Below are 21,572 nucleotides of genomic sequence, written 5' to 3' on the forward strand. Positions count from 1 at the left end.
CCGGTTCAGGCGAGCAGCGCGCGCGCCTTGTCGAGGATCGCGGTGGGGACGGCGACGCCCTCCGCATCCGCCCTCGCCCGCGCGGCGGCCCGCTTCGCGCCGGGGAGCCGCACCCCCTCCTGCGCGCCGATCGCCGCCGTCAGTGCCGAAAGACGCTCGGCGAAGGCGCCGCCCGACGTGGTGGCGACGTCGATGGCGATGAACATCTGCCCCGTGCGCGGCGGCCCGCCCTTCGTGCCGGAGAACGGCGAGGCGTCGATGCCGAGCGTCGCGCCTGTCGCCACCGCCGCGAGCAGCTCCGTGAGGAGGCCCCAGCCGACGCCCTTGTAGCCGGCGGCGGGCGCCATCGATCCCTTGAGCGCCGCGTCCGCGTCCTCCGTCGGGTTGCCGTCCGCGTCGAGCGCCCAGCCGAGCGGGATCGGCTCGCCCTCGCGCGCCCGCTTCATCACCTCCGACTTTGCGACCACGCTGGCGCTCTGGTCGATGAGGAGCGCCGCCCCGCCCGCCCCGTCCGGCGCGGCGACCGACATCGGGTTGGTGCCGATGACCGGCTTCGCGCCGCCCGCCGGGGCGATCGACGCGGGGCTGTTGGTGAAGCCGATCCCGAGGAGACCCTCGGCGGCCAGCGCCTCCGTATGGTATCCCAATACCCCACAATTGTAGGAGTTCGAGACCGCGAGCACCGCGATGCCGCAGGCTTGGGCGGCGGGGACCAGCGCGGCGAAGCCGATGGCGATGGCCGGGTGGGCGAAGCCCGTCCCCGCATCCACCAGGATCGTGCCCGGCTTCGGGTGCGTGACACCTGGCACGGCCGTCCCCGACACCTTCCCGCACTTCACGTGCTCCATGTAGATGGGCAGGTACATGAGGCCGTGGCTGGCAATTCCCTCCCGCTCGGCCGCCGCGATGGCCTTGGCGAGCGGGGCGGCGTTGTCCGGGCTCGTTCCGGCCGCCTGCAGCATGCCGGCCGCGAACTCCTCGATCTCGGCGACGGACATCCGCGTCGTGTCGGCCATGTTCGCTCCTTCAGTCGTTATCGGATGTGCCGGCGCCCGCGCCGGTGAGACGCGACGTCTCGGACGCGGGCACATAGGTGCGCGCGGCGTAGGCGGCGAGCGCGGACCAGACGCCGGCATCGACCGGACGGGGCCCGGTCGCCGGGCGCGGCGCAGCCAGCGGACCCGCGCGGCGCACGGTGAGCGGCCCGCTCGGCCGGTCTCCCGCCGGCACCGGACCGGCAAGGCCCCCGACTCCGCAACGCACCTCGCGCCCGCCGATGTCGAGGGCGACGGACCCGCCGCCGCCGGCCGCAAGCGCGAGGAATGGGAGCAGCAGCGCGGCGCAGTAGACGGACGGCAGCGCCAGCGGCTCGTCATGCAGGAGGTGACGCGCATCGGCGAAGCGGACGCCGATGCCGATCGGGCATAGCGGTCCGCCGTCCGCCGTGAGGTCGGCGAGCGGCCTTGCCGGCTGCAGCCGGCCGACCGCCCCGTCGAGCCGGTCGAACAGCGCGACGGCGAGGTCGGCGCCCGGGACGCCCCACGTCTCCAGGCGGCGGACGGCGAAGGCGGTCTCGTCGGCCATGCCCCAGCTCATCCCGGCCCCGCGTGCGGCCTTGCGCACGAGAGCCTCGATCTCGCCCCGGGAGGGGACGACGGGACCGGCATCGGCCGGACCGCGGGTATCGTTGGATGCGGTCATGTCAGGCGGTGAGGATGTCCTGCGGGTGCGGCTTGCCCTGGAAGAGGCTGACGCGGACCCAGCGGTCGGAGCGCGGATCGAACCGGTCCGCGCCGAAGAAGGAGAGCTTGCAGCGCAGCAGGTCGATGGGCAGCATCCCGGCGTCGATCAGGTTGTCCCGGATCTCGGCGTAGGGGTAGCGGGCGACGGTCTGCGCGCGGCGGACGGCGTGCCGGTGCTCCGGGTGCCGCGCGAGGAAGCCCGCGACAGTGCCCTCCGGCGCGCGTGCCAGATCGGCCGCGAGGTCCGCAGCGTCACGGCCGACGGCCAACGGCTCCTCCAGCTCGCCACCCGGCTCCAGCGCCCGCTCGCCGAGCCGCGGCTCCAGCTTCTCCTCGGAGGTGTACCAGAACCGCGCGACGCTCTCGGGCCGGCCGTAGTCGACGGCGAGCGCCTCGGCGTAGTGTTCGGCGAGGATGTCGCCAAGCCGTGCCAGCGGCATCGCGCCATCGATCGCGAAGGCGGCATCCTCGTCGGCGCCCATCGTGGCGGCGAGATCGTCGACGAGCTCGCCATGCGCGTCGATCAGCGCTGAGGCCAGCGCCTCCTGCCCCTCCAGCGACAGGCGCGCGGCGCGCCGGAAGAGAGCGTCGTACGGATAGGTCTCCGGAAGGTCGTCGAGCCACGTCGCCAGCATCTCGAGGTCGGCGCGCAGCGCGGCCAGCTTCTCAAGCTGAAGCGGGTGCCCGGACCGCCACTCCGCGGCGTTCTCGCGGGCGCGCGCCAGGGCGGCCGCGACATCGGCGTGGCTCTCCTGCGTCGCGGCGGGGCGGGCGCGGACGCGGGCGAGCGCCTCCTCCCGCGCCGCGATCCAGTTGTTGAGAAGGACCGGGTGGCGCACCAGGAACGGCGCCATGCCGAGCCCCGTCGAATTGCCGACGCCGACGCTCCGGGCGAGATCGCGGTCGAGCCGTGCGGCGTCCGCCCCGCCGCGCACCTTTGCCAGCCACTCCACGATGTCCACCGTGAAGAGGCGGATGAGCCAGACCGTCAGCATCTCGGCGCGGAACGGTCCCGTGAGTTCCGGCCGGCCGGCGATCGTCGCGCGGTCAGCCGCGCCGAACTTGCCGGAGCCGTAGACGGCTGTGGTCCGCATGAGGTATCCCGTTGCCGTAACCTGCTCGGCATCGGGCTGCTCCCCGGCGGCGAGCGCGGCGACGACGTGCTCGAACAGGCGCACCGAGCGGTTGGCGCGGGCGAGCGTCAGCTCGCGCGGGCTGACGCGTCCCGCCTCCTGCAGCGGCACGTTCGCCTCCAGCCGGTCCAGATCCGCCGGCTCCGGCACCCCGTCGAACAGCGCGAAGGTCGCGTCCCAGCGGGTGGCGATCACGCGGTCGGAGCGCTCCTCGTCCGGCAGGTCATGACCGAACGCGACCAGCGAATAGCAATGCGGCCCGGTGTCGACCGTATAGACCGCGCGGCCGACGCCCCGCGCGTCGAACTCCCACAGCGTGCGGGCGAAGCGCCAGCCGTCGCGGGCCGCCTCCCGCAGCATGGTGTCCAGGAAGGAGAGGCGCGAGCGGTGGAACGAGCCGAGCCGCGCGAGGTGCATCACCTCGGACGGCGGACGGCGGAACCGATCGCACGAGCGCGACGGCGCACGCTTCGGCGCCGGTCCGGCCGGCCGATGTGCCGCGATCGTGGTCACGCGACGCTCATCGGACGGACCTCGGCCGGAGCGGCGGGCGCGGGGCCGAAGCTCTCCTCGAAGAAGCGGAGCCAGTTGCCGCCCATGACGAGCGCCACCTCGTCCGCCGAGAAGCCCGCCGCCGCGAGGCCCGTGGCGATGTTGGGGAAGTCGCGGTTGTCGGCGAAGAAGTCCGGCATCGGCGGGAAGCCGGGCGCGGCGGCCGAGCCCTCGCCGTAGTCCATCTCCCTGGTCCAACGGCCGACGCGCATCCAGGTGACGATGCTGTCCGGATGGTCCTGGCAGAGGTCCGAGCCGATGCCGATCCGCTCCACGCCCATCGTCTCGGCGGTCCGCGCGATCATCGTGCAGAAGCTCTCGAGGGTGCAGTCCGACTTGTCCTTCAGGTGATGCGGGTAGAGCGAGCAGCCCAGCATTCCGCCCGACTCTGCCAGTGCCTTCAGCACCGTGTCCGACTTGTTGCGCAGCGCCGGGTGCCAGACGGCGGGGTTGGCGTGGGTGATCGCGATGGGGCGCGCGGAGATCTCGATCGCCTCGAGCGTGGAGCGCTCGGCGGAGTGGCTCATGTCCACCACCATGCCGACGCGGTTCATCTCCTTGATGACCTGGCGGCCCATGCGGGTGATTCCGGGGTCCTCCGCCTCGTAGCAGCCGGTCGCGAGCAGCGACTGGTTGTTGTAGCTGAGCTGCATGAACCTCGCGCCCAGCGTATGGGTGATCTCGACGAGGCCGATGTCGTCCTCGATGGCGGACGGGTTCTGGAAGCCGAAGATGATCGCTGTGCACCCGGCGGCCTTCGCCGCGCGCACATCGTCGGCCGTGCGCGCCTGGACGATCAGGTCGGGGTGCCGCTCGAACCAGCGGTTCCACTGCTCGAAGTTCAGCACCGTCTCGCGGAAGTTCTCATGGTAGGCGATGGTCACGTGGACTGCGTCGACGCCGCCTTCCCGGAATTGCCGGAAGATCTTCTCCGACCAGTTGGCGTACTGCAGTCCATCGATCACCATTGTGCCACGTACCTCGTTCATGCTCCGCTCCATAGGCCGAGCTTTGGCATGCAATGTGCAAACCTCGTGCCTGTCGCATGAAGCGAAAACAGATCGGCTCGGCTTGGCAACGATCCTGTTGCAAGGCTGCGTCGGTCGCAATGATCGAGACCTATGGCGACCGGACGACATAAGAAAGAGGCGACCCGCGCCAGTCAGTCTCGGGTCACCGGACCGGGTACGGCGGAGGGCGAATCTTGACGGCACTCAAGACCGACGACTTCATGGCCATGAAGGGCGCCGGGTATTACTCGCAGGCGACCATCGGCGCCAAGCACGTCATGGACAACGCCGCCGGCCTCATCCTCGACGCGCTGGAGCGCCGCCCCCTCGCGGACGACGGCACCGACTTCACCATGACCGACATGGGCTGCGCCGACGGCGGCACCTCCATCGACATGGTCGGCCGCGTCCTCTCGGCGGTCCGGGCGAAGTGCCCGTCGCGGCCGATCCGCATGGTCTACACCGACCTGCCGCGCAACGACTTCAGCCAGGTGTTCAAGAACGTCCATGGCCTCACGGGGCTCGAGACCTACGCGAAGTCGATCTCCGACCTCTACGTCTTCGCCTCCGCGACCTCGTTCCACCGCCAGATCGTTCCGGCAGGCTCGCTCGACCTCGGCCACTCGGCGACGGCCTCGCACTACATCACCGAAGTGCCGATGCCGATCGAGAACCACGTCCACATGGTCGGTGCGACCGGGGCGACCCGCGACGCCTGGCGCGCGAAGGGCGCGGTCGACTGGGAGAACTTCCTGCTCAACCGCACGAGGGAGCTGAAGCCCGGCGGGTTCCTCGCCCTCTTCAACTTCGGCATCGACGAGGAGGGCCGCTACCTCGGCAGCACCGGGGGCGTGTCGATGTTCGACACGTTCGACCGCATCTGGCGCGAGATGGCCGCCGAGGGGACCATCACCGAGGCGGAGGTGCTCGCCACCAACTTCCCCCAGGTCTACCGCACTGTCGAGGAGTTCCGCGCCCCGCTCGACGATCCCGGCAGCCCCGTCTACCAGGCCGGACTGCGCGCCGAGCACGTCGAGACGCGCGTCGTGCGCTGCCCCTTCGCGGTCGACTTCGAACGCCACGGCGACGCGGCGAAGTTCGCCAGGGCGTACATCCCGACGCTCCGCTCATGGTCGGAGCCTGTGTTCCTTGCGGGCCTCTCGCCAGAGCGCACGGTCGAGGAGCGGGCCGAGATCGTCGACGCCTACTTCGGCCGCTACGAGGCGGAGGTCGCACGGGCGCCGCACGGCCATGCGATGGACTACGTCCATTGCTACATGATCTGCCGGAAGGTCTGAGCGCCTTGCGGCACGCGCGGTCCGTCCGCTTCGCGGGGCGATGATGCTGTTCCTGCAGTTTCTCGTCAGCGGCTTCGTCACCGGATGCTTCCTGATCCTCGCAACGATCGGCTTCTCGCTGACGCGCCGGGTTGAGGGGTTCCTCAATATCGCCCACGCCGAGCTGATCGGCGTCGGCGCGTTCACCTGCTGGGGCCTCAACGCCCTCCTCGGGGTCCACGTCGTCGTCGCCGCGGTGGTCGCCATCGTCGTGACGGCGTTCCTCGGGCTTTTCGTGGGCCGTCTCGTCTACGACCCGATCCGCCGCTTCGGCCCGGCGGTGCTGCTCATCACCTCGGTGGGCGTCGCCTACGTCATCGGCGGCACCCTCGACGGGGTGATCGGCACCGGGATCAGGACGCTCGATATCCCCCTCGCCACCACCTACCGCATCCACGGCCTCAGGATCACCGACTACCAGCTCGTGATGGTGGCGTTGGCGGCGCTGTCGGCCATCGCGCTCGCCGTCTTCCTCAACACCACGAAGGTGGGTCTCGCGGTGCGGGCGATGGCCGACAATCCCGGCCTCGCCGCCTCGCGCGGCATCGACGTCGCGACGACCTCTCGCATCACCTGGCTCCTCGCCTCGGGACTCGCCGGGCTTGCCGGCGTGATGCTCGCGGTGACGGCGACGCTCTCCACCGACATCGCCTTCCACCAGATCCTGCAGATCCTCGCGGTCGCGATCCTCGCCGGTCTCGGGTCGCTCTACGCGGTGATCTGGTCCGGACTCATCGTCGGCATCTGCATGGACGTCTCGGTGTACTGGATCCCGGCGGGCTACCGGCCGCTGATCGCCTTCGCGGTGGTGATCCTCGTCCTGCTCGTGCGGCCGCAGGGACTTGCCGGAGCGAGAGCGTCGTGAACCTCGAGCCGCTCGTCATCTCCGTCCTCACCTACGGCTCCATGTACGCGATCCTGACGATGTCGCTGCAGGTGCAGTACGCGCGCGGCGGCATGATCAACTTCGGCATCGTCGCGTACTTCGCGGCCGGGGCCTACGCCTACGCGATCGTCACGCAGGAGCCGCCATCGGGGCTCGACCAGTACCTCTTCGGCTTCGACGCGCCATGGTGGGCCGGCGTCCTCGCCGCGCCGGTCGCGGCGGCCGCCTTCGCGGCGCTGACGGGGTGGCCGACGCTGCGGCTGCGCGGGGAATACCTCGCCCTCACCACCTTCGCCTTCGCCGAGGTGCTTCACTCCTTCCTCCTCAACGAGCGGCGCATCGGCAACGGCAGCGTCGGCCTCGCCAACATCACCCAGCCCGATCCCCCCGGGATCGACACCGCGCACCTCTACGCGGCCGCGGCGGTGGTGATGATGCTGGCGACGCTCCTGTTCTACCGCCGCCTCCTCGCCTCGCCTTACGGCCGGGCGATGGACGCGATCCGCGACGACGAGCTCGCCGCGCAGACCGTCGGCAAGGACATCGCCCGGATCCGCTTCGAGATCTTCGTGCTCACCGCCATCCCCATCGGCCTCGCCGGGGCGCTTTTCGCGATGATCACGACGCTGGTCGCGCCCAACCTCTTCACGGCGGAGGTGACCTTCCTCGTCTGGATCGCCCTCATCCTAGGCGGAGAGCGGACGATCTGGGGCGCCGTCCTCGGCACGCTCGCGCTGGTGACGTTCGAGGAGCTGGTGCGAGCCTACCCGTTCGAGACGGTGCGCGGCGCGCAGGTCGCCGCCTCGGTCGAGGAGGTGGTGACCGGGCTGATCTTCATCCTCATCCTCAGGTGGCAGCCGTTCGACAGGGCGGCGCGGCAGAAGAGCGGCACGCCATGAGCCAGCCCTTCCTGAACCTCGACCGCGTCACCAAGCGCTTCGGCGGCCTCAAGGCCGTCGGCGGCGACGACGGCCTCTCCCTGTCCGTGACGGAGGGCCACCTCCTCGGGCTGATCGGCCCGAACGGGGCGGGAAAGTCGACCACGTTCAACCTCATCTCCGGCGTCCTGAAGCCGGACAGCGGGACGATCCGGCTCGCCGGCGCGCCGCTGCCGGCGACGAAACCCGACAGGATCGCCGCGATGGGAATCGCGCGCGCCTTCCAGCAGCCGCGCGCGTTCCCGTCGCTGTCGGTGCGCGAAAACGTCATGATCGCGCCCGACAATCCCGGCGAACACATCTGGGCCGCCCTCACCGGCCGCTGGCGCGAGACCGACAGAGGCCTTGCCGACGAGGCGGCCGCACTCCTCTCGGTCGTCGGGCTCGCCGACCGGGTCGACGCGCCCGTCTCCACCCTCTCGGGCGGCGAGCTGCGCATGCTGGAGGTCGCCCGTCAGCTGATGCGCCACCCGCGCCTTCTGCTGCTGGACGAGCCGACCGCCGGCGTCGACCCGAAGCTGCAGAAGCGCCTCGGCGCCCTCCTCGGCGAACTCAAGCAGGGCGGCACGACGATCATCATCGTCGAGCATAACCTGCACTTCCTGCTGGGGATCGCCGACCATGTGGCCGTGCTCGTGCGGGGCGAGCTGCTCGCCGAGGGGCCGCCGGACGCGATCCGCCGCGACGAGCGGGTCATCGCCGCCTACCTCGGAGCCAACCATGCTGCTTGAGGCGACGGGCGTTCGCGCCGGCTACGGCAAGCTCACCATCCTGCAGGGCATGGAGATCGCCGCCGAGGCGGGGAAGATCACGACCGTCCTCGGTCCCAACGGCGCCGGCAAGTCGACGCTGATGAAGGCGGTCGCCGGGCATCTCCCCATCACGGGCGGCACGGTATGCTTCGAGGGAGAGGACATCACCCGGCTCGGCGCCCTCGCCTCCGCCCGTGCCGGCATCGGCTACGTGCCGCAGGAGCGCAACGTGTTCGCCGGCCTCTCCGTGGCGGACAACCTGCGCGTCGCGGCCCTCGCCTACGAGGGCGCGGAGGCCCGCGTCGCTGGCGTCCTGGAGCGTTTCCCGATCCTCGCCGAACGCCGTCGGCAGGCGGCGTCCACGCTCTCGGGCGGGGAGCGGCAGACGCTCGCCATCGCCACCGCGCTCGTCGGCGCGCCGCGCCTCCTGCTGCTCGACGAGCCCACCGCGGGCCTCGCCCCGATCTTCGTGCAGGCGATCATCGACTGGGTGCGGACGCTGACCGGGGACGGCATGGCCGTCATCTGGGTCATCGAGCAGGACCCAGAGGCCGTGCTGGCCATCTCGGACACCACCACCGTCATCGCGGCCGGCCAGACCCGCGAGACCCTGCCGAGCGCCGAGCTGCTCGAACCCGGGCGGCTCGAGTCGATCATCTTCGAGACGGACGACACCTGACACCACCACCGGCCGCCGCGTGCCGCCGAACCCAGGAGACCGGTCACCATGCGTAACACGAAGTCCAACCGCTTCCGCAGCATGACGGCGCTCGCCGTGGCGGGCACCCTTCTGGCCACGACGAGCCTCGCCCGGGCCGACGTCACCGTCGGCGTCCTCGTACCCCTCACCGGCGAGCTGGGCGAATTCGGCGAGATCGTCGCGAGCGCCGTGGAGCTGGGCGTGAAGGAGATCAACGCCGCCGGCGGCACCAAGTGCGGCCCGCTGCGCACCGTGATCGCCGACACCGGCGGCGACCCGAACGTCGGCGTGCGCGAGGCGACACGCATGATCGAGAGCGAGGGCGCCGTGGCGATCCTCGGCCCGACGTCCGGCGTGATGGTGGCGCTCGTGGATCTCGCCAAGCGCCGCGAGGTGGTGGTGATGTCGCCCTACGCCGGCACCATCACGCTGAACAAGTTGGGCGGCGATTTCGTCTACCGCACCGTCTCCTCCGACCTCGGGGACGGCGCCGCGTCGGGCCTCTGGCTGACGGAGAAGGGCTACGGCAGCGTCGCCTTCCTGGTGCAGAATGAAGAATCGACGATCTCCCCGGCTCAGGTCGCGCGGGAGAAGGTCGAGGCGGCCGGCATCGAGCTGACGGACTACATCGTCTACAACCCCGGCCAGCCCTCCTACCAGGCCGAGCTCGTCTCCGTGCTGGCGCGCAACCCGGACGCCATCTACCTCGCCGGCGGCCAGGAATCGGGCGTGACGGTCATCAAGGAGGCGACGGCGGGCGGCTTCACCGGCGAGTGGCTCTTCACCGCCGACCTCGCTGTGCCGGAGATCTTCGACGCGGTCGGCGCGCGGATCCTCAACGACCGCGCCTTCGTGGAGGTCGCCGACCCGGACAAGTCGCTCCCCGCCTACGCGTCGTTCGCCGCGCTCGTGGAGAAAGAGCAGGGCGGCGAGCCGGGACCGTTCGCGGCCAACTCCTTCGACATGGTGAACCTCGTCGCGATCGCGCTGGAGGCGTCCGAGGGCTGCTCGGGCGCGGCGATCAACGGCGTCATCCGCGACATCGCCGAGGGCGGCACGCCGGCCTCGACGTTCGCGGAGGCGAAGGCGATCCTCGCCGACGGCGGCGACGTGGACTACGAGGGCGCGGCGGGTCCGATGAGCTTCGACGAGAGCGGCACGGTGGCCGGCTCCTACTCGATCAAGGCCGCGCGCGACGGCAAGTGGGTCGAGGAGCGCTTCATCCCCGCCTCCGAGTTCGAATAGGCGGCGACGCCGGGCAGCACCGCTGCCCGGCCCCGCTGCGGCGAACGATCAGCCGGCGGACCTTTTGGCCCGCTCGCCGTACCGCTCCTCGTACGTCTCGACGGACATGGTCGGCAGGTCGAAATAGTCCTGGGTGCGCGCGTACCCGTGACCACCCATGCGGCCGATGGCGTCGAGCGCGACGTGGTCGGTATAGAGCTTCACCGGGTCGATGACGTCCTCGCGGATATGCGCCGCCAGCACCCGGCCGAGCACGATCTCCCGCTCCCTGCCGATCGAGATGCCGACGTGGCGCACGCACTCGAACGCCACCGGCGCCTCGGCGATGCGCGGGCAGGCCACCATCTCCCCCGGCACCGCCGTCAGCCCGGCGAGCGCGATCTCGTCGACGTCGGCGGCGAACGGCGTCGCGGTGATGTTCATCGCCTCCATGTTGGCGCCGTCGACGATGTTGACGGTGAATTCCTCGGTGAGGCGGATATTCCAGGTGGTGTCCTTGTAGGCGCCGCCGCCGCGGTTCTCGACCCCCAGCGCCAGGATCGGCGGGTCCGCCGACAGGCAGTTGAAGAACGAATAGGGCGCCGCGTTGGGTACGCCCTCGGGGCTCATGGTCGTCACCCAGGCGATCGGCCGAGGCACGACGGTGCCGATGAGGATCTTGTAGGCCTCGCGCGCGGAGAGCGCGGCGAAATCGAACTTCAGATGGCTCACGAGGCCAACTCCTTACCGTAGCGGGCGAGCACCGATTCGACGTCGTCCCCCTCGTCCCTCAGTTCGGCGCGGCCAGCGACGGCGCCGAGGTGGTGGTCCATGATCTCCATCGCCCGCTCCGCGTCGTGGTCGGCGAGGGCGGCGATGATCTGCCGGTGCTCGTCGACGGCGCAGTCGGACGAGTGGGTCCGCCCGTACACCGCGAGGATCAGCGAGCAGCGCGTGACGAGCTCCGACACGTAGCGGGCGAGCACCTGGTTGCCGGTCATCTCCGCGAGGAGGATGTGGAATTCCCCCGCGAGGCGGATCGACACCGGCCCGTTCTTGCCGAGGACACGGTCCTCCTGGGTGACGTGGGCGGCGAGCGCGTCGAGCCCGTTGACCGAGATGCGCTGGGCGAGGCGCTTGATCACCTCCTTCTCCAGCACATGGCGGATCTCGAAGATCTGCTGCGCCTCCTCCAGCGACGGCTCGGCGACGAACGCGCCGCGGTTGCGCTTCGTCTCGACGAGCCCCTCCGACTCGAGCTTGCCCAGCGCCTGACGCACGACGGTGCGGCTGACGCCGAACTGCTCGCCGATGGTGTCCTCCGGCAGACGCGTTCCCGGCTTCAACGCCTGCTCGATCACGGCGCGGCGAAGCAGACGATAGACGGTGAGACTCGGGGGTTCTGATCGATGCGCTGCCATGACCTTCATTAGTGCTCCCGCCTTCCCACCGTCAATCGCATACAATATTTCCTGAAGATCGTATACAATCTAAATCTCATATGGTATCCAATCGCCAGTCGCCCGCTGCGGGGCGCCGGCTCGGGCGACGTCCGGGGCCAGGGAAACGAAAGGGATGGTTATGGGATTTCGCCGCTCACTCCTGCTCGCCACGGTCGCCGCGACGGCGCTGGTTTCGGCTGCGGAGGCCAACACGCTGAAATGGGGCGCCAACCGCGATATCGGCTCGCTCGACCCCTACAGCTACGGCGACTCGTTCACGATCAACGTGCTGAACCACGTCTACGAGGGCCTCGTCCGCTACGACAGGGACCTGAAGATCGAGCCGGCGCTCGCGACCTCCTGGGAGATCATGGAAGACGGCGTCACCTGGCGCTTCACGCTGCGCGAGGGCGTCAAGTTCCATAACGGCAACGACTTCACCGCCGAGGACGTGGTCGCCTCGCTGGAGCGCGTCAGCGACGAGACGAGCCCGCTGAAGGGCAACCTGCCGGCCTACGTCTCCTCCAAGGTGGTGGACGACCACACGGTCGACGTCACGCTGAACGGCACCTACCCGCTGCTCCTCAACGACCTCACCAACATCCACATCTTCGACAAGACCTGGCTGGTGGAGAACAACGCCGAGAAGCCGACCGACATCGGCGCCGGCGTCGAGGGCTTCGCGACCTACCACGCCAACGGCACCGGCCCCTTCATCGTCGAGAGCCGCCAGCCGGACGCGAAGACCGTCTTCGTGAAGAACCCCGACTGGTGGGACACGCCGCAGCACAACATCGACCGGATCGAGCTCACGCCGGTGACGTCGGCGGCGACGCGCGTGGCGGCGCTCCTCTCGGGCGAGATCAACTTCACCAACGACGCCCCGGTGCAGGACCTGCCGCGCCTCGAGGCGGCGCCGAACGTCGACGTCCTCGAGGGCGTCGACCTCCGCACGGTGATGATCGGCTTCTCCTTCCGCGACGCGCTGGCCAACGGCGAGGCGAACCCCTTCAAGGACGTGAAGGTGCGCGAGGCGATGTACAAGGCGATCGACCTCGAGGCGCTGCACAAGAAGGTCATGCGCGGCAAGTCCCGCGTCGCGGCGGCGGCGGTCGCCCCGCCGATCCCAGGCTACGACGAGGCGCTCGACGTGCTTCCCGGCTACGATCCGGACGCGGCGAAAGCGATGCTGGCCGAGGCCGGGGTGCCGGAGGGCCTGGAGTTCAACTTCAACTGCCTGCAGGACGGCCTCGTGAACGAGGAGCAGATCTGCCAGGCGGTCGCCTCGATGTGGAGCCGGGTGGGCCTCGCGCCGAAGCTCGACGTGGCGCCGCGCGCGGTGCAGACGCCCAAGCGCACCAACGGCCAGACGGATACCTACACGCTCGGCTGGGCGACGCTGCCGATGCTCGACGCCTACTCGCCGCTCCTGCAGATCTTCCACACGAAGGAGGGCAACTCCGGCGTCTTCAACTGGGGCGGCTGGTCCTTCCCCGAGCTCGACGCGCTGGTCCAGGAGGCCGGCAGCGAGCTCGACACGCAGAAGCGGCTAGGCCTCGAGACGGATGCGCTGAAGGTGGTGAAGGACGAGTTCATCATGCTGCCGCTGCACCAGCAGCCGATGGCCTGGGCGGTCACCACCGACGTGAAGGAGATGCCGCTCTTCCCCGACAACAAGCCGCGCCTCTGGTACGCCAAGATGTAACGCGCCGCCGGCGCGGGGAACGCCCCCCTTCCCCGCGCCACGGCACGGCGGCCCGTTCCCTCCGAGGCACGGCAGCCCGTTTCCCGGCGAAGCCCGAGCACCCTCGGCGCTCCCGTCCGGCACCGCCCTGCGGACCCGGCCCCTGCCGGTTCCGACGTCCCATGTAGCGGCACCCCCAACCGGCAGGAGCGCGGCGATGCTCGCCTTTCTGATCAAACGGACCGCCAACGGCATCCTGGTGATGCTGGCGGTCGCCTTCCTCGCCTTCATGATCTTCCGCTTCTTCGGCGACCCGGTGGAGATGATGGTCAACGAGCAGGCGACGCAGGCCGAGCGGGCCGAGCTTCGCGAGCGGCTCGGCCTCAACGACGGCTTCCTCGTCCAGTACGCGCGCTTCGTGACCAACGCGGCGCAGGGCGAGTTCGGCATCTCCTACCGCAACCAGCAGGACGTGATGGTGCTGATCGGCGAGCGCTTCCCGGCGACGTTCGAGCTCGTCATCGTCGCGACGGTGCTCTCGCTCCTCGTCGGCATCCCCCTCGGCGTCGTCACCGCGATCCACAGGGAGAAGCGGGCCGCGGACGCCCTGCAGATCGGCTCCATCGTCGGCGTCTCGCTGCCGTCGTTCGTGGTCGGCATCCTCCTCATCCTCGTCTTCTCGGTGACGCTGGGGTGGCTGCCGGCGTTCGGACGGGGCGAGACGGTCGACATCGGCTGGTGGTCGACCGGCTTCCTGACGCCGAGCGGGCGGATGGCGCTGGTCCTCCCGGCCCTCTCCCTGTCGCTCTTCCAGATCACCCTCGTCATGCGCCTCGTCCGGGCGGAGATGCTGGAGACGATGCGCACCGACTTCGTGAAGTTCGCCCGCGCCCGGGGCCTGCCGGCGCGCACGATCCACTGGCGGCACGCGCTGCGGAACTGCCTGATGCCGGTGATCACCCTGACGGGCATGCAGATCGGCAACCTCATCGCCTTCGCGCTGGTGACGGAGACGGTGTTCCAGTGGCCGGGGATGGGGCTCCTCTTCATCCAGGCGGTGACCTTCGTCGATATCCCGGTGATGGCGGCCTACCTGATGCTGGTGTCCTTCATCTTCGTCACGCTCAACACGCTGGTGGACGTGACCTACGCGTTCGTCGACCCGCGCCTCAAGGACGACGCCCTCGCCGCAGGAGGTGCCCGTGGCTGACGCTGCCGTTCCCGAGCCGGCGACCTTGCCGGCCGCCCGCCGCCGCCCGATCCGCGACCACGAGCTATGGGTCAGCTTCTGGGCGCACCCGTCGGCGGTGATCGCCGCCGCGATGCTCCTCGCCATCGTCGCGACCAGCCTCGCCGCGCCCTGGATCACGCCGCAGAACCCCTACGACCTCGCCGCGCTCGACCTCATGAACTCGGAGATCCCGCCGATCTGGTCGGAGGACGGACAGTGGCCGTACATCCTCGGGACGGACACGCAGGGCCGCGACCTCCTGTCGGCGATCCTCTACGGCAGCCGGATCTCGCTGGTGATCGGCTTCGCCTCGGTGCTGGCGGCGCTCGCCGTCGGCCTGTCGCTGGGCCTGCTGGCGGGCTACTTCGGCGGGATCGTCGACAACCTGCTGATGCGCCTCGGCGACGTGCTGCTGTCGATGCCGTTCATCCTGATCGCCATCCTCATCAGCGCGGTGGCGCAGCAGTCGCTCCCGGTCGGCATGCGCGACACCCTGGCGGCGCCGATCCTGGTGCTCGCCATCGCGGTGCCGTCCTGGGTCCAGTACGCCCGCACGGTGCGCGCCTCGGCGATGGTGGAGAAGCGCAAGGAATACGTGCAGGCGGCGCGGCTCATCCGCGTGAAGTCGTGGCGCATCATGCTGCACCACATCCTGCCGAACACGCTGACGCCGATCCTGGTGGCGGCGACGCTCAACTTCGGCCTCGCCATCCTGTCGGAGGCGACGCTGTCCTTCCTCGGCGTCGGCATGCCGCCCGACCAGCCGTCCCTCGGCACCCTCATCCGCGTCGGCAACCAGTTCCTGTTCTCGGGACTGTGGTGGATCGTGGTGTTACCTTCCGTGATGCTCTGCCTGATCGTCCTGTCGGTGAACCTCATCGGCGACTGGCTGCGCGACGCGCTCAATCCCAAGCTCCGGTGACTTCGATGACGACCCTTCTTCTCAAGAACGTCCGCCCCATGGCCGGCGAGATCCGCGACGTGACGATCGTCGACGGCCTGTTCGCCGACGGCCCCGCGCCCGAGGGCGCGGCCGAGATCGACGGCGGCGGCGCGATCCTGATCCCCGGCCTCGTCGAGGCGCACACCCATCTCGACAAGTCGCTGCTGGGCCTCCCCTGGTACCGCAACGAGGTCGGCGCGCGGCTGATCGACAAGATCACCAACGAGCGGGAGAACAAGGAACGTCTCGGCATCGAGCCGGCGCGCCAGTCCGAGCGGCAGGCGATCCAGTCGGTCGCGAAGGGGTCGACGCACATCCGCAGCCACGTCGACGTCGACACGCACCACGGCCTGAAGGGCATCGAGGGCGTGATGGCGACGCGCGACAGGCTGAAGGACCTCGTGACGATCGAGCTGGTCGCCTTCCCGCAGTCGGGCATGATGATCCGCCCGGGCACGGCCGAGCTGATGGACCAGGCGATGGCGCTCGGCTGCGAGGTGGTCGGCGGCCTCGACCCGTGCGGCATCGACCGGGACCCGAAAGGCCACCTCGACACGATCTTCGGCCTCGCGGAGCGCTACGGGCGTCCGGTCGACATTCACCTCCACGAGCGGGACGCGCTCGGCGCCTTCTCGATGGAGCTGATCATCGAGCGGACCGAGGCGCTCGGGATGCAGGGCCACGTCACTGTGAGCCACGCCTTCTGCCTCGGCCAGACGGACCGGACGGTGGCCGCCGGGCTGACCGAGGCGCTGGCGCGCGCCGGCGTCCACATCGTCACCACCGCGCCGGCCGCCGTGCCCGTGCCGGCGGTACGCGAGCTGATCTCCGCCGGCGTCGCGGTCGGCGCCGGGTCGGACGGGATCCGCGACACATGGGGCCCGTTCGGCAACGCGGACATGCTCGAACGGGCCATGTTCATCGCGCTGAAGAACAACTTCCGCCGCGACGACGAGGTGGAGATGGCGCTTTCCGTCTGCACCACCGGAGGCGCGGCCGTGATGGAGCTGGAAGGCTACGGCCTCGGAACCGGCGACAAGGCCGACGCGGTGCTCATCGAGGGTGAGACGATTGCCGAGGCGGTGGCCAACCGCGCGCCGCGCCGGCTGGTGCTGAAGGGTGGTCGGGTCGTCGCCGAGAACGGCGTGTGCGTGGTCGAGGCGCCCTGAGCATGCCCGGCCGGACCCTCCTCGCCGCGCGCTGGCTGATCGGCCACGAGAACGGGCGCCACGTCATCCTCGAGGACGGCGAGCTCGTCCTCGAGGACGGGCGTGTCGTCTTCGCCGGGCACGACTTCCCCGGCGAGGTGGGTGAGCGGCGCGACTTCGGCGAGGCGGTGATCATGCCCGGCTTCGTCGACCTCGACGCCCTGTCGGACCTCGACACGACGATCCTCGGCTACGACACCTTCCCGGCCTGGAAGACCGGCCGGGTCTGGCCCGAAACCTACCTCGCGCGCGGGCCGTACGAGATGTACACGGCCGAGGAGCTGGCGTTCCAGAAGCGCTTCGCCTTCGCCGAACTGATCCGGAACGGCATCACCACGGCCCTCCCCATCGCCTCCCTCTTCTACCGCGCGTGGGGGGAGACCGTGGCCGAGTTCGAGGCGGCGGCGGACGCGGCGGAGGCGCTCGGCCTGCGCGTGTACCTCGGCCCGGCCTACCGCACGGGCAACCAGGTGGTGGACGCCGCCGGCACCATCCGCCCCGTCTACGACGAGGCGCGAGGGCTCGCCGAGCTCGACGCCGCGGCCGACTTCGCGCGGCGGATCGAGGGGCGTGCCGGCGGCCGCATCCGGGCGATGTTCGCCCCCGACCGCATCGAGACGTCCACCGCGACGCTCCTGAAGCGGACCGCCGACATCGCCGCAGGGATGGGCGCGCCGGTGCGGCTCCACTGCTGCCAGTCGCCGACGGAGCTGGCCCTCGTCGCCGACCAGCACGGCACGACGCCCGCCGTCTGGCTCGACAGCCTCGGTGTCCTCTCGGAGCGCTGGCTGCTGCCGCACGGCACCCACGCCGGCGCGGACGACTTCGCGGCGATGCGCGCAGCCGGTGCGAGCCTGGTGCACTGCCCCCTCGTCTCCGCCCGGCACGGCGGGGCGCTGAAGACATTCCCGCGCCTCAGGGCGGAGGGCCTCAACATCGCGATGGGGACCGACACCTGGCCGGCCGACATGATCCTCAACATGCAGGTCGGCATGATGACCGCACGCATCCTCGAGGGGAGCCCGACCGCGGTGCGCTCGGAGGACTACTTCGACGCCGCCACCGTCGGCGGGGCCGACGCGCTCGGGCGCCCGGACCTCGGCCGCCTCGCCGTCGGCGCGAAGGCCGACGTCGCCGTCGTCGCCCTCGACCGGACGCTCGCCGGGACCGACCCGGTCCAGTCGCTGATGACGAGCGCGTCCGGCCGCGACGTCACCGACGTCTACATCGACGGTCGCCCGGTGATGACGGACCGCATCGTCCGGGGCATCGACGACGCAGCCGACTTCGCCCGCGCGCGCGAACAGTTCGCCGGTCTCATCGCCCGCTACCCGGACCGCACACTCGGCCATCCCCCGGTCGAGCGGATCTTCTCCTCGAGCTACGAAAGGGTGCGCGTCTCATGAGCGAACATGTGCTTGAGGTGAAAAACCTCACCGTCGAGTTCCCCTCCCGGAACGGCCGCGCCCTGAAGGCCGTCGACAACCTGTCGATGACCATCGACAAGGGGGAGATCCTCGGCGTCGTCGGCGAGAGCGGAGCCGGGAAGTCCATGACCGGCATGGCGATCCTCGGCCTCATCGAGCCGCCGGGGTACATCGCCGGCGGCGAGATCCACCTCTCCGGCACGCGCATCGACGGCCTTTCGGACCGCGCGCTGCAGGACGTGCGCGGCAAGCGGATCGGGGCGATCTTCCAGGACCCGCTGACGAGCCTCAACCCGCTCTTCACCGTCGGCGCGCAGCTCGTCGAGACGATCCGCTTCCACACCGCGGTCACCAGGCGCGAGGCGCGGGCGCGGGCACTGGCGCTGATGAAGGAGGTCGGCATCCCCGCCGCGGAGGAGCGCATAGACCACTATCCGCACCAGTTCTCCGGCGGCATGCGCCAGCGCATCGTCATCTCGCTGGCGCTCGCGGGCGAGCCGGAGCTCATCATCGCCGACGAGCCGACGACCGCGCTCGACGTCTCCATCCAGGCGCAGATCACCGCGCTGCTGAAGCGGCTCTGCCGCGAGCGGGGCATGGCGGTGATGCTCGTGACCCACGACATGGGCGTGATCGCCGAGACCGCGGACCGGGTCGCCGTGCTGTACGCCGGCCGCCTCGCGGAGGTCGGGCCGGTTGAGACGGTGGTGCGCCGCCCGCACCACCCCTACACGCGCGGCCTGATGGGCTCGATCCCGTCGCTGCGCAACGATGCGGACGAGCTGATGCAAATCCCCGGCGCAATGCCGCGGCTCGGCAGCATCCCGGCCGGCTGCGCCTTCAACCCGCGCTGCGCCTATGCCGGGCCGCGCTGCCGTGACGAGCGCCCGTTCCTCGGCGCGCCGTGTGCCGACCTGCCGCCGCTCGACGTGCCGTCGTTCGACGGCACGGCGCCAATCGCGGCGCCCTTCCGCGGTGCCGGATCCGGCGCCGTCGCCTGCTGGCTTGCCACCGAAGGAGCCGTCGCATGACCATCGTCCGTGCCGTGACCGCCCCGGCGGCCGCCCTCGCCGCCGCGCCCTTCCGCTCCGTCGCCACCGGCGGCCCGTCCTCCCCCCGCCCCGGCCTCGCGGCAGGCGCGGGTGCCGGTCCGCGGGCCGTTCCGCCGATGGCCCCCGATGGGGCCGGCGGGCCCGGTGCCGCGCCAAAGCCGGAGCCGATCCTCGAGGTCGCGGCGCTGGAGCGGAGCTTCGACGTGTCCGCGCCGTGGCTCAACCGCGTGCTGGAGCGGAAGCCGCGCCGGGTGCTGAAGGCGGTGGACGGCGTGTCGTTCGAGATCCCGGCCGGCGAGACGCTCGCCCTCGTCGGCGAGTCGGGCTGCGGCAAGTCCACGGTCGCCAAGCTCGTCACCGGGCTGGTGGCGCCGAGCGGCGGACGCATCGCCTTCCGCGGTGACCCGCGCCGCGTGCAGATGATATTTCAGGACCCCTACGCCAGCCTCAACCCGCGCTGGCGGGTGTCGCGCATCGTCGCCGAACCGGTGGTGACGCTCGACCCCGCCCGCCCGGCGCGCGAGGTGGCCGCCCGTGTCGACGAACTGCTGGAGACCGTCGGCCTCTCGGCGGCGGACGGGCGCAAGTACCCGCACGAGTTCTCCGGCGGGCAGCGCCAGCGCATCTCCATCGCGCGGGCGCTGGCGGGAGAGCCGCACTTCCTCGTCTGCGACGAGCCGACGTCGGCGCTCGACGTCTCGGTCCAGGCGCAGATCCTCAACCTGATGAAGCGCCTGCAGAAGGAACTCGGCCTCACCTACCTCTTCATCAGCCACGACCTGTCGGTGGTGCGGCACATGGCCGACGTCATCGCCGTGATGTACCTCGGGCGGATCGTCGAGATGGCGCCGAAGGCTGACCTCTTCGCGAATCCGCTGCACCCCTACACGCGGATGCTGCTCGACACGATCCCCGACCTCGAGGCGCCGCGGCGGGACCGCACGCCGATGTCCGGCGAGGTGCCGAGCCCGATCGCACCGCCACCGGGCTGCAGCTTCCACCCCCGCTGCCCCCTCGCCTTCGACCGCTGCCGCGCCGAGCGCCCCGAACGCGACGCCCGCAACCACGACGGCCGCGTCGCCTGCTTCGCCGCCGAGACGGCCTGACACCGGACCGGCCGGCTCCCCGTCCCGCCCTGGCCGGGACCGGTTGTCCACAGCGCCAGGCGGCCCCGGCGGCGCCGCCGGCATCCGGCCAGGGGCTGGCACGCGGCGGCGGCCGAGCCTCCGGCACCCGTCGCGACATTTGCCGGGCGCCGGAAACCCCGGCATAGGCCTCTTCGCGCATGTCGCAATGCCGACGACGCGTGTCGGCTTCCCGCCAAAGATTGTCGTCGTATCGACACCCTCAATCGCCGATTGCATTGAAGCAGCCTTTCGCAGTTGCTCACTGCGCGAATGGCAGGGTTGCAAGCGGCGGCTTCGCGACCAAGACAGGCGCGAGGCACCGCCCCGAGTGGCGGAGGGCAGCCAAACCAAATCTCTTAATACACTGAATTAATTCGTATTTTATGTGAAACGCGACGCGCCAGCGGCGGTTCGGGAGGATCGTGTGGATGCGCCCGCGCGCCGCAGCGATAGAACCGATCTATCGGTATTCGGCGACTTATCTATTTCATATATCGCACTGCAGCACATAGGTTGCGCTGCGAAGACGCACGCCCCGAAAGAGTGAAGGACCGGAATGTCTGTCATCAACACCCCCGTTAAGCCGTTCTCTGCCAAAGCCTACCAGGGCGGCAAGTTCATCGACGTCTCTGACGCCGACATCAAGGGCAAGTGGGCCATCTTCTTCTTCTACCCGGCCGACTTCACCTTCGTCTGCCCCACCGAGCTCGGCGACCTCGCCGACCACTATGCCGAGCTGCAGAAGATGGGCGTCGAAGTGTTCTCCGTGTCGACCGACACGCACTTCACCCACAAGGCCTGGCACGAGACCTCCGACACGATCGGCAAGATCGAGTACGCGATGATCGGTGACCCGACCGGCACCGTCACCCGCAACTTCGAGGTCATGCGCGAAGGCCAGGGCCTCGCCGACCGCGGCACCTTCGTCGTCGACCCGGACGGCGTGATCCAGGCGATCGAGATCACCGCCGAGGGCATCGGCCGCAACGCCAAGGACCTCGTGCGCAAGGTGAAGGCCGCGCAGTACGTCCGCGCCCATCCGAACGAGGTCTGCCCGGCGAAGTGGGAAGAGGGTGAGGCGACGCTCGCCCCCTCGCTCGAGCTCGTCGGCAAGATCTGACACCCCGGTCCCGCACCGGTCCGGCCGCCCGCTGACGGCGGCCGTCTCCGGCGAAGCGGCGCGC

At 70.2% G+C, this 21,572-nt stretch carries 20 protein-coding genes; 14 read left to right on the plus strand and 6 right to left on the minus strand.

Translation table 11 applies throughout. The features are described from left to right. Positions 1 to 5 precede the first annotated feature (5 nt). Genes DLJ53_RS09785 through DLJ53_RS09800 form a run of 4 tightly spaced genes read right to left on the minus strand, consistent with a single transcriptional unit; the run spans position 6 to position 4,416 of the window. Complete coding sequence (locus tag DLJ53_RS09785; protein ID WP_111344735.1) at positions 6 to 1,016, minus strand: Ldh family oxidoreductase; 1,011 nt, start codon at positions 1,014 to 1,016, stop codon at positions 6 to 8. 10 nt (positions 1,017 to 1,026) lie between these two features. Beyond that, a complete protein-coding gene (locus tag DLJ53_RS09790; protein ID WP_111344737.1) occupies positions 1,027 to 1,701 on the minus strand; it encodes a DUF3726 domain-containing protein in 675 nt (224 codons plus the stop codon). A 1-nt stretch (position 1,702) separates the two neighbouring features. Beyond that, positions 1,703 to 3,388, minus strand: a complete 1,686-nt coding sequence (locus DLJ53_RS09795; RefSeq protein WP_244935049.1) for a hypothetical protein — start codon at positions 3,386 to 3,388, stop codon at positions 1,703 to 1,705. Continuing rightward, entirely contained in the window at positions 3,385 to 4,416 is a 1,032-nt protein-coding gene (locus DLJ53_RS09800) for a membrane dipeptidase (RefSeq protein WP_244935050.1), read from the minus strand. Before DLJ53_RS09800 ends, DLJ53_RS09795 begins: the two co-directional genes overlap by 4 nt. A gap of 215 nt (positions 4,417 to 4,631) precedes the next feature. Here DLJ53_RS09800 and DLJ53_RS09805 point away from each other — a divergent pair, with 215 nt between their 5' ends. Genes DLJ53_RS09805 through DLJ53_RS09830 form a run of 6 tightly spaced genes read left to right on the plus strand, consistent with a single transcriptional unit; the run spans position 4,632 to position 10,295 of the window. After that, the gene (locus DLJ53_RS09805; RefSeq protein ID WP_111344741.1) at positions 4,632 to 5,735 is read left to right on the plus strand and encodes a class I SAM-dependent methyltransferase; all 1,104 of its coding nucleotides are present in this window, start codon (positions 4,632 to 4,634) and stop codon (positions 5,733 to 5,735) included. A 40-nt stretch (positions 5,736 to 5,775) separates the two neighbouring features. Continuing rightward, positions 5,776 to 6,639 carry a branched-chain amino acid ABC transporter permease gene (locus DLJ53_RS09810; protein ID WP_111344743.1) on the plus strand — a complete coding sequence of 288 codons (864 nt, stop codon included), beginning with the start codon at positions 5,776 to 5,778 and terminating at the stop codon, positions 6,637 to 6,639. Next, positions 6,636 to 7,559 carry a branched-chain amino acid ABC transporter permease gene (locus DLJ53_RS09815; protein ID WP_111344745.1) on the plus strand — a complete coding sequence of 308 codons (924 nt, stop codon included), beginning with the start codon at positions 6,636 to 6,638 and terminating at the stop codon, positions 7,557 to 7,559. The genes DLJ53_RS09810 and DLJ53_RS09815 overlap by 4 nt, the downstream gene beginning before the upstream one ends. Next, positions 7,556 to 8,329 carry an ABC transporter ATP-binding protein gene (locus DLJ53_RS09820; RefSeq protein ID WP_111344747.1) on the plus strand — a complete coding sequence of 258 codons (774 nt, stop codon included), beginning with the start codon at positions 7,556 to 7,558 and terminating at the stop codon, positions 8,327 to 8,329. The genes DLJ53_RS09815 and DLJ53_RS09820 overlap by 4 nt, the downstream gene beginning before the upstream one ends. Further along, positions 8,319 to 9,029 (plus strand): ABC transporter ATP-binding protein, encoded by a 711-nt coding sequence (locus tag DLJ53_RS09825; protein WP_162409053.1) that lies wholly within the window; start codon positions 8,319 to 8,321, stop codon positions 9,027 to 9,029. The genes DLJ53_RS09820 and DLJ53_RS09825 overlap by 11 nt, the downstream gene beginning before the upstream one ends. Positions 9,030 to 9,077: 48 nt before the next feature. Next, positions 9,078 to 10,295: an ABC transporter substrate-binding protein gene (locus tag DLJ53_RS09830; RefSeq protein WP_111344751.1), complete on the plus strand. Its 1,218-nt coding sequence runs from the start codon at positions 9,078 to 9,080 to the stop codon at positions 10,293 to 10,295. 48 nt (positions 10,296 to 10,343) lie between these two features. Here DLJ53_RS09830 and DLJ53_RS09835 read toward each other — a convergent pair whose 3' ends face one another. Beyond that, complete coding sequence (locus tag DLJ53_RS09835; protein ID WP_211100571.1) at positions 10,344 to 11,006, minus strand: flavin reductase family protein; 663 nt, start codon at positions 11,004 to 11,006, stop codon at positions 10,344 to 10,346. Next, positions 11,003 to 11,704 carry a GntR family transcriptional regulator gene (locus DLJ53_RS09840; protein ID WP_111344753.1) on the minus strand — a complete coding sequence of 234 codons (702 nt, stop codon included), beginning with the start codon at positions 11,702 to 11,704 and terminating at the stop codon, positions 11,003 to 11,005. Before DLJ53_RS09840 ends, DLJ53_RS09835 begins: the two co-directional genes overlap by 4 nt. A gap of 151 nt (positions 11,705 to 11,855) precedes the next feature. Between DLJ53_RS09840 and DLJ53_RS09845 the strand changes: the two genes are divergently transcribed. The 8 genes from DLJ53_RS09845 (at position 11,856) to ahpC (ending at position 21,508) form a co-directional block, all read left to right on the plus strand. Next, positions 11,856 to 13,421: an ABC transporter substrate-binding protein gene (locus DLJ53_RS09845; RefSeq protein WP_211100597.1), complete on the plus strand. Its 1,566-nt coding sequence runs from the start codon at positions 11,856 to 11,858 to the stop codon at positions 13,419 to 13,421. 196 nt (positions 13,422 to 13,617) lie between these two features. Then, complete coding sequence (locus tag DLJ53_RS09850) at positions 13,618 to 14,610, plus strand: ABC transporter permease (protein ID WP_111344757.1); 993 nt, start codon at positions 13,618 to 13,620, stop codon at positions 14,608 to 14,610. After that, positions 14,603 to 15,553 carry an ABC transporter permease gene (locus DLJ53_RS09855; protein ID WP_111344759.1) on the plus strand — a complete coding sequence of 317 codons (951 nt, stop codon included), beginning with the start codon at positions 14,603 to 14,605 and terminating at the stop codon, positions 15,551 to 15,553. Before DLJ53_RS09850 ends, DLJ53_RS09855 begins: the two co-directional genes overlap by 8 nt. Positions 15,554 to 15,558: 5 nt before the next feature. Beyond that, complete coding sequence (locus DLJ53_RS09860; RefSeq protein ID WP_111344761.1) at positions 15,559 to 16,743, plus strand: amidohydrolase family protein; 1,185 nt, start codon at positions 15,559 to 15,561, stop codon at positions 16,741 to 16,743. Between the two features lie 2 nt (positions 16,744 to 16,745). Continuing rightward, complete coding sequence (locus tag DLJ53_RS09865; protein WP_111344763.1) at positions 16,746 to 18,188, plus strand: chlorohydrolase family protein; 1,443 nt, start codon at positions 16,746 to 16,748, stop codon at positions 18,186 to 18,188. After that, positions 18,185 to 19,240, plus strand: a complete 1,056-nt coding sequence (locus tag DLJ53_RS09870) for an ABC transporter ATP-binding protein (RefSeq protein WP_111344765.1) — start codon at positions 18,185 to 18,187, stop codon at positions 19,238 to 19,240. The genes DLJ53_RS09865 and DLJ53_RS09870 overlap by 4 nt, the downstream gene beginning before the upstream one ends. A gap of 137 nt (positions 19,241 to 19,377) precedes the next feature. Then, positions 19,378 to 20,367 carry an ABC transporter ATP-binding protein gene (locus tag DLJ53_RS09875; protein WP_162409199.1) on the plus strand — a complete coding sequence of 330 codons (990 nt, stop codon included), beginning with the start codon at positions 19,378 to 19,380 and terminating at the stop codon, positions 20,365 to 20,367. Between the two features lie 577 nt (positions 20,368 to 20,944). Further along, the gene (gene ahpC, locus DLJ53_RS09880) at positions 20,945 to 21,508 is read left to right on the plus strand and encodes an alkyl hydroperoxide reductase subunit C (protein WP_111344768.1); all 564 of its coding nucleotides are present in this window, start codon (positions 20,945 to 20,947) and stop codon (positions 21,506 to 21,508) included. Positions 21,509 to 21,572 lie beyond the last annotated feature (64 nt).

The organism is Acuticoccus sediminis (assembly GCF_003258595.1).
GTDB lineage: Bacteria > Pseudomonadota > Alphaproteobacteria > Rhizobiales > Amorphaceae > Acuticoccus > Acuticoccus sediminis.

Bases quoted from the DNA above. Each gene is read 5' to 3' on its own strand.
- DLJ53_RS09790 (WP_111344737.1), bottom strand. From the start codon at position 1,701: ATGACCGCATCCAACGATACCCGCGGTCCGGCCGATGCCGGTCCCGTC.
- DLJ53_RS09840 (WP_111344753.1), bottom strand. From the start codon at position 11,704: ATGAAGGTCATGGCAGCGCATCGATCAGAACCCCCGAGTCTCACCGTC.
- DLJ53_RS09860 (WP_111344761.1), top strand. From the start codon at position 15,559: ATGACGACCCTTCTTCTCAAGAACGTCCGCCCCATGGCCGGCGAGATC.
- DLJ53_RS09820 (WP_111344747.1), top strand. From the start codon at position 7,556: ATGAGCCAGCCCTTCCTGAACCTCGACCGCGTCACCAAGCGCTTCGGC.
- DLJ53_RS09875 (WP_162409199.1), top strand. From the start codon at position 19,378: ATGGCCCCCGATGGGGCCGGCGGGCCCGGTGCCGCGCCAAAGCCGGAG.
- DLJ53_RS09870 (WP_111344765.1), top strand. From the start codon at position 18,185: ATGAGCGAACATGTGCTTGAGGTGAAAAACCTCACCGTCGAGTTCCCC.
- DLJ53_RS09810 (WP_111344743.1), top strand. From the start codon at position 5,776: ATGATGCTGTTCCTGCAGTTTCTCGTCAGCGGCTTCGTCACCGGATGC.
- DLJ53_RS09845 (WP_211100597.1), top strand. From the start codon at position 11,856: ATGGGATTTCGCCGCTCACTCCTGCTCGCCACGGTCGCCGCGACGGCG.
- ahpC (WP_111344768.1), top strand. From the start codon at position 20,945: ATGTCTGTCATCAACACCCCCGTTAAGCCGTTCTCTGCCAAAGCCTAC.
- DLJ53_RS09800 (WP_244935050.1), bottom strand. From the start codon at position 4,416: ATGAACGAGGTACGTGGCACAATGGTGATCGATGGACTGCAGTACGCC.
- DLJ53_RS09850 (WP_111344757.1), top strand. From the start codon at position 13,618: ATGCTCGCCTTTCTGATCAAACGGACCGCCAACGGCATCCTGGTGATG.
- DLJ53_RS09825 (WP_162409053.1), top strand. From the start codon at position 8,319: ATGCTGCTTGAGGCGACGGGCGTTCGCGCCGGCTACGGCAAGCTCACC.
- DLJ53_RS09830 (WP_111344751.1), top strand. From the start codon at position 9,078: ATGCGTAACACGAAGTCCAACCGCTTCCGCAGCATGACGGCGCTCGCC.
- DLJ53_RS09785 (WP_111344735.1), bottom strand. From the start codon at position 1,016: ATGGCCGACACGACGCGGATGTCCGTCGCCGAGATCGAGGAGTTCGCG.
- DLJ53_RS09865 (WP_111344763.1), top strand. From the start codon at position 16,746: ATGCCCGGCCGGACCCTCCTCGCCGCGCGCTGGCTGATCGGCCACGAG.